This is a genomic window from Leptolyngbya cf. ectocarpi LEGE 11479 (assembly GCF_015207065.1).
GTDB classification, from domain to species: Bacteria; Cyanobacteriota; Cyanobacteriia; order Phormidesmidales; family Phormidesmidaceae; genus Leptothoe; species Leptothoe ectocarpi.
On the sequence record NZ_JADEXP010000623.1, the window covers coordinates 1 to 1,482 of the forward strand.

The 1,482-nt window shown below is 53.6% G+C and carries 2 protein-coding genes and 1 pseudogene; 2 read left to right on the forward strand and 1 reads right to left on the reverse strand.

Annotated elements, in window-relative coordinates; genetic code table 11:
- Positions 1 to 295, forward strand: a pseudogene (locus tag IQ260_RS30535) (S-methyl-5'-thioadenosine phosphorylase); the annotation flags it as partial.
- A 63-nt stretch (positions 296 to 358) separates the two neighbouring features.
- Positions 359 to 943: a DUF3611 family protein gene (locus tag IQ260_RS30540; protein ID WP_193996794.1), complete on the forward strand. Its 585-nt coding sequence runs from the start codon at positions 359 to 361 to the stop codon at positions 941 to 943.
- Positions 944 to 984: 41 nt separating this feature from the next.
- Here the strand turns inward: IQ260_RS30540 and IQ260_RS30545 are convergent, their stop codons facing one another.
- Positions 985 to 1,134 (reverse strand): hypothetical protein, encoded by a 150-nt coding sequence (locus IQ260_RS30545; RefSeq protein ID WP_193996795.1) that lies wholly within the window; start codon positions 1,132 to 1,134, stop codon positions 985 to 987.
- Between the last annotated feature and the right edge of the window lie 348 nt (positions 1,135 to 1,482).

Below are 1,482 nucleotides of genomic sequence, written 5' to 3' on the forward strand. Positions count from 1 at the left end.
GGCCAAGCTGGCGCGGGAGGCTGAAATTGCCTACGCGACGCTGGCGCTGGCGACGGACTATGACTGTTGGCATCCGGACCATGACAGCGTGACGGTTGAAATGGTAATTGGCAATCTGCAAAAAAATGCGGTCAATGCCCAGCTGGTAATTCGAGATGTGGTGCGTCGGCTCACGGAGACCCCACCTGTCTCAGAGGCCCACTCGGCGCTGAAATATGCGGTGCTGACGCCATTGGATATGGCCCCTGTCGCAACGAAAGATAAATTGAAGCTGTTACTGGAAAAGTATATGTAACCCCCGGAGGTTTACCAATGGGGGCAAGAATGCCAAGATATGGAGACGCTTCTGGAACGTATTATGACCGGTGAACTTGGTTATTCTTTACCCCCAGCTGTCCGTCGGATTGCTAATAATTTTCGCCTAGCGGGCTGGGTTAGCTTTTGGGTGCAGGTGGTCAGCGGTGTGATTGCCACGCTGCTGTTTGTCACTTCCCTATTGGGGCTGCAGTCGGTCAGTAATCGCGGCGGCGCTGAGAATGCGGCGGCTGGCAGCGGCTTTTTGCTGGCTGCATTGGGGGTGGCCACTGTCTATGTGGGGGCGTTTTGGGCGTTTCAGTATACCCGCTTTGCCCGTAAGCTTAAGTCGACTAATCCAGACCTGCGGCCCAAACCTAAAAATGCGGCCAAGATGATTGCCACTGGGTTGAGCATTAGTCTGTTGGGAATGTTTTTTGGGTTACTCGGGGCTGGTGGGGTGGTGGGTGCCCTGATGCTCAAGGTGATTTCCCAACCCCAGAGCAATGTGGCGATTACGAATCCTAGTCTGGCGGTTGAGCCGTTGGATGTATTTTTGGTACAGGCCACCATCAACGCGCTGATTTCACACTTTGCTGGGATTGTGGGGTCGCTGTGGCTGTCGCGAACGATTAATAAGCAGTCTTAACTACTAATCTATTTCAGAGTCAATTTTGATTGCTCTCAACACTAGGCGGCTGCGGTTTTAGGCGGCTCCGGTGGCTGGTTGTTTGCTCGAGTTTCAGCAGAAATCTGGCACAGGGCTAGAAGTTGCGCTGGCGAGAGTCTGCCTTGCAGATATAGTAACCAAATGCGATCGCACGCAGAATCTTTGTTCATGACCTTTATTTTCCAGGAACGGGCTGTCTTTACCGTAGCCAAGCCACGGTGAAACGATGGGGTGGACGTGCCAACTGTGGCAGCGGTCGTGCTGCCGGATCTAGAGATAGCGTCTAAGCCATCGCCCTATCCTTAGTAATACAAAAGTTTTAGTCCCTATTCCCGATGGGGCTATTTTGCTACTTACCCTACCGCCACCTATGAAATCATTAGCAGACCGAATCCCAGCCCCGACGCTGGTTATTTTGGCGGGGGTAACGGTGCAGCTGGGGTCTGCCCTGGCCAAGTCCGTCTTTGAATTGGCGGGTCCCCTGGGGACGGTATTTTTGCGGGTGGCCCTATCGGCGG

What these genes read in the sequence shown, in the direction of transcription:
- IQ260_RS30545 (WP_193996795.1), bottom strand. Translation starts at nt 1,134, where the DNA reads ATGAACAAAGATTCTGCGTGCGATCGCATTTGGTTACTATATCTGCAA.
- IQ260_RS30540 (WP_193996794.1), top strand. Translation starts at nt 359, where the DNA reads ATGACCGGTGAACTTGGTTATTCTTTACCCCCAGCTGTCCGTCGGATT.